At 38.9% G+C, this 8,456-nt stretch carries 5 protein-coding genes and 1 tRNA gene; 4 read left to right on the forward strand and 2 right to left on the reverse strand.

The genetic code is table 11. The annotated features are described in order from the left end of the window. Nucleotides 1-46: 46 nt before the first annotated feature. The gene (gene purL / locus ACZIX2_RS12110; RefSeq protein WP_463340353.1) at nt 47-3,742 is read right to left on the reverse strand and encodes a phosphoribosylformylglycinamidine synthase; all 3,696 of its coding nucleotides are present in this window, start codon (nt 3,740-3,742) and stop codon (nt 47-49) included. 153 nt (nt 3,743-3,895) lie between these two features. Then, nucleotides 3,896-5,422, reverse strand: coding sequence for a hypothetical protein (locus tag ACZIX2_RS12115; protein ID WP_463340354.1), 1,527 nt, complete (start codon nt 5,420-5,422; stop codon nt 3,896-3,898). A gap of 407 nt (nt 5,423-5,829) precedes the next feature. Here ACZIX2_RS12115 and ACZIX2_RS12120 point away from each other — a divergent pair, with 407 nt between their 5' ends. From ACZIX2_RS12120 to ACZIX2_RS12135, 4 genes are all read left to right on the forward strand, one after another. Next, nucleotides 5,830-6,258: a PaaI family thioesterase gene (locus tag ACZIX2_RS12120; RefSeq protein WP_463340355.1), complete on the forward strand. Its 429-nt coding sequence runs from the start codon at nt 5,830-5,832 to the stop codon at nt 6,256-6,258. 22 nt (nt 6,259-6,280) lie between these two features. After that, a complete protein-coding gene (locus ACZIX2_RS12125; RefSeq protein ID WP_463340356.1) occupies nt 6,281-7,369 on the forward strand; it encodes an isochorismate synthase in 1,089 nt (362 codons plus the stop codon). Between the two features lie 135 nt (nt 7,370-7,504). Beyond that, nucleotides 7,505-8,221, forward strand: coding sequence for a bacillithiol biosynthesis deacetylase BshB1 (bshB1, locus tag ACZIX2_RS12130; RefSeq protein WP_463340357.1), 717 nt, complete (start codon nt 7,505-7,507; stop codon nt 8,219-8,221). Between the two features lie 77 nt (nt 8,222-8,298). Then, nucleotides 8,299-8,372: transfer RNA gene (locus ACZIX2_RS12135), tRNA-His, on the forward strand. The last annotated feature ends 84 nt before the right edge of the window (nt 8,373-8,456 follow it).

An 8,456-nucleotide genomic window follows, 5' to 3' on the forward strand; every position in this document is an offset into this window, starting at 1 on the left:
AAAGCTCATTCTGTTAGGAATGAGCTTTTTGTTGAGAATAAAAAAATTATCGTTTTTCAATCCATTTTCTAGCATTGACAAAAGCTTCTAACCAAGGCGAAACTTCGTCTTTTTGAACGTTGTCCGGGTAATATGCCCAGTTCCAAGGGAAAATAGAGCGTTCAATATGTGGCATCATCACCAAGTGACGACCTGTTGTGTCGCACATCATGGCCGTGTTGTAATCGGAACCATTTGGGTTAGAGGGATAGCCTTCGTAACCGTATTTTGCTACGATGTTGTAATTCGCTTCTTGTTCTGGTAAATGGAATTTTCCTTCACCATGCGACACCCAAACACCAAGTGTAGCTCCTTCTAAGCTAGAAAGCATCACCGAGTTGTTTTTTTGCACTTTTACAGAGGTAAAGATACTCTCGTGTTTGTTCGAAGTATTGTGGTGCATTTTTCCGTGTACTTTGTGTTCTGGATTGATTAATTCTAATTCCATCCATAACTGACAACCGTTGCAAATCCCCACAGATAAAGTATCTTCACGTTTGAAGAAGTTTTTCAATGCAGTATTGGCTTTTTCGTTGTACAAGAAAGCACCTGCCCAACCTTTGGCAGAGCCTAAAACATCCGAGTTAGAGAAACCACCCACAGCACCAATAAACTGAATGTCTTCCAAGGTCTCACGTCCCGAAATCAAATCGGTCATATGTACATCTTTCACATCAAAACCAGCCAAGTACATTGCGTTGGCCATTTCACGCTCGGAATTACTTCCTTTTTCACGAATAATAGCTGCTTTTGGCCTAGGTTTACTAGTGTCAATGGTAGCTTTCTTTCCGTCAAAATGCGCTGGGAATTGATAGTCTAACGGTTGGTTTTTGTAGTTCGCATAACGTGCTTCAGCCATTCCGTTACGAGATTGCTTTGCGTCTAATAAATAAGACGTTTTAAACCAAGTATCTCTTGTTTCATTTACTTTAAAAGTAAACGTATCTGCATTGTTTTGGATGGTCACCAAATCTCCTTCGGTAACGGTTCCAATTTTGAAAATTTCAATATTTTGAGCGGCAAAAAGGGCTTCAATGGCTGCATCGGCTTGGAAAACCACAGCAATGTTTTCATTGAATAATGTTTTTACGGTATCGGCTTCACCAAGAACGCTCAAGTCATACGTAGCACCTAAGTCTACTTGGGCAAACGAAAGCTCTAACAAAGTAGTAATCAAACCACCGCTGCCTACGTCGTGACCCGCTTTGATTTGGCGGTTTTTGATAGCGTCTTGTAAGGTATTGAATGCTGTTTTAAAATAGGCTGCATCGGTAATGCTTGGTACATCGGTACCAACTTTATTCAAAATTTGTGCAAAGGATGAACCTCCCAATTTGAAGCTATCTTGAGATAAGTTCAAATAGTAAATGTTGCCACCGTTGTGTTGTAAAACAGGTTCAACAACTTTGGTAATATTGGTACAATTTCCTGCCGCCGAAATAATCACTGTTCCTGGAGCAATAACCTCGTCGTTAGGATATTTTTGTTTCATAGAAAGTGAATCTTTACCCGTTGGGATATTGATTCCTAATTCGATGGCAAAATCAGAACACGCTTGCACTGCTTCGTACAAACGAGCATCTTCGCCTTCGTTTTTACAAGCCCACATCCAGTTCGCCGATAAAGAAACCGATTGTAAACCGTCTTTTAAAGGAGCCCAAACAATATTTGAAAGTGCTTCTGCAATCGCGGTTCTTGTTCCCGCTACAGGATCAACCAGCGAAGCTACTGGCGAGTGACCTACAGTAGTAGCAATTCCTTCTTTCCCTTTAAAATCCAAAGCCATAACTCCCACATTGTTTAGTGGTAATTGCAATGGACCAGCACATTGTTGTTTGGCCACGCGACCTCCCACACAACGGTCTACTTTATTCGTTAACCAGTCTTTACAAGCTACAGCCTCTAATTGCAGTACTTGATTAAGATAGTTCGGTATATTTTCAGTAGTATAATTTAGTTCTGTGTAATTTACAGCTACTTTTTTGTCGGTCATTATCGTTTTTGGAGAACTTCCAAAGAAATCTTCCAAAGCATAATCCATAGGTTTAACACCTGTAGTTTTGGATTCGAAGGTGAAACGATGGTCGTTCGTTACGTCACCTACTTGATACATTGGAGAGCGTTCTCTGTCAGCAATACGTTGTAAGGTGTCCATATCTTTTTCGCCAATCACCAATCCCATACGCTCTTGTGATTCGTTACCAATGATTTCTTTAGCAGAAAGCGTTGGGTCACCCACTGGTAATTTATCCAAGTCGATCAATCCACCAGTTTCTTCCACTAATTCCGAAAGACAGTTTAGATGTCCACCTGCACCGTGATCGTGAATGGATACGATAGGATTGTGGTCACTTTCTACTAGTCCACGAATGGCATTCGCGGCACGTTTTTGCATTTCAGGATTAGAACGTTGGATAGCGTTTAATTCAATCCCAGAGCCAAAAGCACCTGTATCGGCTGATGAAACCGCAGCGCCACCCATTCCAATTCTATAGTTTTCTCCACCCAAAATAACGATTTTATCGCCAGCGGTAGGTTTCTTTTTAATCGCTTGGTCTAATTTTCCGTAACCAATTCCACCCGCTTGCATGATAACTTTGTCATAACCAATTTTACGGTTGTTTTCTTCGTGTTCGAAAGTCAAAACAGAACCGGTAATCAATGGTTGTCCAAATTTGTTTCCAAAATCAGACGCTCCATTAGATGCTTTAATCAAAATATCCATTGGTGTTTGGTACAACCAAGGTCTTTCGGCCATTCCATTTTCCCATGGTCTGTCATCCTGAGCGGAGTCGAAGGAGGTTAATCGAGAATAGGCAGTCATATAAACCGCTGTACCAGCTAGAGGCAACGAACCTTGTCCACCAGCTAAACGGTCACGAATTTCTCCTCCAGAACCTGTTGCAGCTCCGTTGAAAGGCTCCACAGTAGTTGGGAAGTTGTGGGTTTCGGCTTTTAAGGAAAGTACGGCGTCAAATTCTTTTTCTTCGTAAAAATCAGGTTTGTCGGCACTTTTTGGTGCAAATTGTGTCACTTTTGGTCCTTTTACAAAAGCCACATTATCTTTATAAGCAGAAACAATATCGTTTGGATTCGTTTCTGACGTTTTTTTAATTAATTTGAAAAGAGAAGTCGGTTTTTCTTCGCCATCAATTACAAAAGTTCCGTTGAAAATTTTGTGACGACAGTGCTCTGAATTCGCTTGCGAGAAGGCAAAAATTTCGGAGTCGGTTAATTTTCTACCTAATTTAGTGGCTAAATTAGAAAGATACTCCACTTCTTCTGGACTTAAGGCTAATCCTTCGGATTGGTTATAGGCTTCAATATCATCGATTTCCAAAATAGGTTCTGGTTGGATATTGATAGTAAAAATATCTTGGTTGAGCTCGCTGAATTTTTGCGAAAGCATAGGGTCAAAATCCGAAAAATCTTCGGTAACACGTTGAAATTCCTCGATTCTGATGATGCCAGAAATACCCATATTCTGAGTAATTTCTACAGCATTGGTGCTCCAAGGCGTAATCATAGTGGCGCGAGGACCAACAAAAAAATCCGACAAGACGGATTTTTCTATTTTAGTGGCATCAGCAAATAGCCAGTTGAGTTTTGAGATGTCTTGAGCCGACATTTCGACTTCGCTCAATGTATTCTGCGTTTGTACGGCAAAAACAGTGTTATTTTGGTTTTCAAAGAAATGAATCATTGTTGTCGTGTTTGTTGTATTGCGGTGCAAATTTAATCTAAAAAATAGATAGAGCAAATCTCAATCAAAAGTCTTTTTAAATGTTGTTAACACTCAGTTTGTTTTCTGAATCGAACCACACACTTTTGGGAAAATTCGAATTTAAAATGCATTTTATTTTGGAAAAGCTTTGTTTTGGTAGGCACCCAAATCTGGTGGCGAGGTTCTGCTTGTTCCTAAAATATCTAGTGGAATTAAATAACTAGAATTTCCTTTGCCAAATGCAGCCGAAGTGTTATCTATGTTGAGTTGGTTGCGATTTGTTTTATAAAATTTCGGGTCTTTATTCAAAATTATTCCTGTGTAATGTGTAGCATCCGTTTCAAACTGATACAAAGGGTCTTTACTAAAGGTATTGTTAGTATTGTTGAATTTTAGTAAACAAGAATTCAATTGGTAATTAAAAAGCGAAGTATTTTTTTGTTTTAGGATCAATTCATTGGCATAAGATCCGTAAATGATACAATTATTAAAGGTAGCTTGAGTTAAATCTTTGGATTCAGGTTGTGCCCCTGTAAGATAATTGCTTACCAAAACTGAAGTTTGAGAGGAACTATTCCAATTGTTGTTGAAAGTTGAATGGGTAAAACGGTAATCGCCACCATATAGACAGGCTAAACTAGAAATGCCAGCGTTGTTTATTACTAGATTTTCGGCTACAATTTTTCCCGTTTGAGCTAGAAGTCCGTAGTTGCTGGAATTGTAAATTTGGGAATTTTTTAGTTGTACAGTAGTTCCGTCATTGTTTTGAATCAAAATGCCTATAGTAGCATTCTTAATTGTTAGATGATTGATGCTATTATTGGTGCTACCATTAGAAAGCCAAAGTGCTCCCCATTGTCCAGGCAAGTCAGAAAACCCCGGCTCTAAACGGTCTCCTTCAAAAATCACTTCATTTTCCATTTTGGAACTTGTAGAAGTGGTTCCGTTGATTTGAAGACTGGCTTTGTTTGAAACAATTAAACCAGAGTTGGCATGAAAATGTACTCTCGCACCGGCGTCAAACATGGCTGTTTTGCCACTTGGAACTGCGGCATAGCCATAAATAACATAGGGTTTTGTTTTGGTAAAATGCAATTCATTACCGTTGATAGGATCGTTTTCGTCGAGGTAAAAACCGTATATTTTTTCATTGCCAATCGGTAGCGTTTCGGTGGTGCCATCTGCAAAGCGTTTGGGATATAGAAACACGGCATCTTGAATAAGTGTAACGAGTTCAACGGTTTGCAAATTGGGACCGCTGTCAAACTGGATTTGATCGGTGTATAAAAAATCGGTTGGGTTGGCATCGGCAATATTGGCTGTAGTTTCTATAAAAATATACAAGCTGTCTTTGGCAAGAAGTGTTACATTGTTAAAGATTTTTCCTTGCTCGCCTTGCAGGCCATCAACAGTCATTCGATACTTGGAAAGGAGTCCTTTGGCGAATTGAATTTTAGGGATGTGAATGTCTTTCTTGCTGTTGTTGTATACTTTGAGTTGGTACGTACTCGAGCCAATGTTGGAGAATACTGTGTCCAAATACACAGTGTCCTTCGAGAATTTTAAATCGCCCGTACTAGCTACGGTTTCAAAATCAGCTCGGCAGGAATAGTTTAAAACTATCAAAAGTGTTAGTAATGGAAAAAAAAAGAGTCGCATCAGCTATTAATTTGTCGTAAAAATAGAAAATAATTAGGGATAATTTCCGATTTTCGATAGTTGACACAAAGGGTAGTAGTATACTATAAGTTTTTATAGTGTACGATTGCATTTTGTGCGGGAAACTGTCTAGTGTTTGGCCTTTTCTTTTACTTTTTAAAGAATGTAAATAAAAGAGAAAGAAAGAGATGTAGTTTTTTTTATTAGAGATGTTGTATCTTTATGGGCTATTCATTTGGAATCCTTTTTTGCTTTTATGTTTTTTTTGTGGTTGAAAAAGGTGCTTTTCAAAGGAGATGCAACTTGTTTGAATTGGCTTTTTCAAAGGAACGGTTATGGTTAGGTACGGCATTTTGTTTTGGGAATATCCTATCAAATGCGTATTTTTCGAGCTTAAAATTATTGTTATGTCATTAGATAGAGAGAAAATTCTTCAATTTTGCAATGCGTTTTCAAAGAACACTTTAATGGAAACCTTAAATATTGAATACATCGATGCCGGCGAAGATTTTCTTGTAGCCAAGATGCCCGTGAATGCAGCCGTGCATCAACCTATGGGTATTTTGCATGGCGGAGCTACCGTTGCTTTGGCCGAAAGTGTAGGCAGTGCGGCCTCTCATTTTTTTATAAATGCTAAAGAACAAGAAGTTAGAGGTATTGAAATATCGGCCAATCATTTGAAAAGTGTGAGAGAAGGTGTGGTTTTTGGAACGGCTAGAATAATTCATAAAGGGAAAACATTGCACTTATGGGAAATTAAGATAACGGACGAATCAGGAAATCTAATCTCGTTATGTAAATTGACTAACATGGTTTTGACTAAAAACAAACAATAAGGATCTCTTAAATGTGAAGTGTATGATTGATTTTTTCATTAAAGTAAAGCAACAATTGGCTTTGGATTTGCCTTTTGTAATCTACCACAAACCGAACAAAAGCAAACTGATAGGTTTTTTTCAAAAAAATGATCATCTTTTTTTGGTGGAGACCTTCAAAGAAAGAGGATTTGTTTTTGCTCCTTTTGATGGAAATCAAAAAATATTAATTCCTGTTAATGAGTCATCAAGGTGGGAAACGATTATACCTACTGTAGAGGTTACCCTCGATACGATACCAGAAATTGTGCAAAACGATTCAGATAAAGTTGGTTTTGAAAATTTGGTTCGAAATGGAATACAGAGTATAGAGGAAGGTTTGTTTGATAAAGTGGTGCTTTCTAGAAGAGAAAAAGTGGTCCTAGAGGCATTGGATTGCATTGAAACTTTTGAAAAACTACTGGCATTGTATCCCAATGCATTCACCTATTGTTGGTATCATCCCAAAATTGGATTGTGGATGGGCGCTTCGCCTGAGCGATTGGTCAAAGCCAATTCGAAGCAATTTTGTACTACTGCTTTGGCCGGTACACAGCCTTATGTGCCTAACAAGCGTAGTGTCCTTTGGCCTGAAAAAGAACAAAAAGAACAGCAGTTTGTAACCGATTCTATTTTAGAATGTGTCAAACCTTTTACTTCAGAAGTAGTAGTGTCTAGTCCGTACACCGTACAAGCGGGTAATTTATTGCATATTAAAACGGATATTGAGGGCACACTCAAGCGTTCGGCTTCTTTACAAGATATAGTAACGGCCTTGCACCCAACTCCTGCTGTGTGTGGATTGCCAAAAGACACAGCCAGAACTTTTATTTTCCAGTATGAAGGGTATGATCGTAGTTATTATACTGGTTACATGGGCGAATTGAATATCAGGGGGGATTATGAAAACAAGCCAAAATCTCACTTTTTTGTGAATTTGAGATGCATGCAAGTAAAAAAAGACGATACTTCCTCTCAGGTCAACGTTTATCTTTATATGGGATGTGGAGTGACCAAAGAAAGTGAACCAGAGAGAGAATGGGAAGAAAGTGTGAATAAATCCATGACCATGAAGCGGGTTTTATTTGGGTAGTTGAAAATAAGAGCAAAAGGGTTTAGAGTCATTTGATTTTTGAAAACTAGTTGCTTTAGTTTCCTAGGGTTGCGGTTGATCACAACTTGAAAACAAAGAATAGTAAATAATAGAATATAAGAAATCAAGCAAAATATGAAATTAGATATATTAGCCTTTGGTGCCCATCCAGACGACGTAGAGTTAGGCTGTGCAGGCACTATTTTAAAGGAAGTCGCTTTAGGAAAAAAAGTAGGCATCGTAGATTTGACAAGAGGGGAGTTAGGTACACGTGGTTCGGCTGAGATAAGAGATGAAGAAGCGGCTAATGCTGCCCGTATATTAGGAGTAGCAGTACGCGAAAATTTACAGTTTAGAGATGGCTTTTTTGTGAATGATGAAGCACACCAACTCGAAATCATAAAAATGATTCGCAAATATCAACCCGATATTGTGCTGTGTAATGCCGTTGATGACCGCCATATCGATCATCCCAAAGGGAGTCAATTGGTTTCGGATGCTTGTTTTTTGTCGGGATTGATGCGTATTGAAACGAGTGTAGAGGGGGAGTTGCAAAAAGCGTGGCGCCCCAAAGTAGTGTATCATTACATTCAATGGAAAAACATAGTTCCTGATTTTGTAGTGGATATTACAGGCTATGTGGAACAGAAAACGGCTGCAATTTTAGCCTATAAGTCGCAGTTTTATGATCCCAATTCCAAAGAACCCGAGTCGCCAATATCGAGTAAGAACTTCTTGGAAAGCTTGAATTACCGTTCTCGCGACCTCGGACGATTGACAGGATTAGATCATGCCGAAGGATTTACGGTTGAAAGGTATTTGGCTGTCAATAGTTTAAGTGATTTGATGTAATTTTTTTCAATTTTTTTTAAAAAAACCTTTGCGAAAGCGAACATTTGTCCTATATTTGCAACCGCTAAGCAAAAATGGTGGTTGTAGCTCAGCTGGTTAGAGTAGCGGTTTGTGGTGCCGCGGGTCGCCGGTTCGAACCCGGTCAGCCACCCAAAATGAAAGCCTCGAAGTAATTCGAGGCTTTTTTTGTGGGTTGAAGTGAAGGAGTGGTCTTTTGTGTTTTTGGAATGAGTTT

The organism is Flavobacterium riviphilum (assembly GCF_055231795.1).

Coding starts and splice junctions, on each gene's coding strand:
- ACZIX2_RS12120 (WP_463340355.1), top strand. CDS start 5,830: ATGTCATTAGATAGAGAGAAAATTCTTCAATTTTGCAATGCGTTTTCA.
- purL (WP_463340353.1), bottom strand. CDS start 3,742: ATGATTCATTTCTTTGAAAACCAAAATAACACTGTTTTTGCCGTACAA.
- bshB1 (WP_463340357.1), top strand. CDS start 7,505: ATGAAATTAGATATATTAGCCTTTGGTGCCCATCCAGACGACGTAGAG.
- ACZIX2_RS12125 (WP_463340356.1), top strand. CDS start 6,281: ATGATTGATTTTTTCATTAAAGTAAAGCAACAATTGGCTTTGGATTTG.
- ACZIX2_RS12115 (WP_463340354.1), bottom strand. CDS start 5,422: ATGCGACTCTTTTTTTTTCCATTACTAACACTTTTGATAGTTTTAAAC.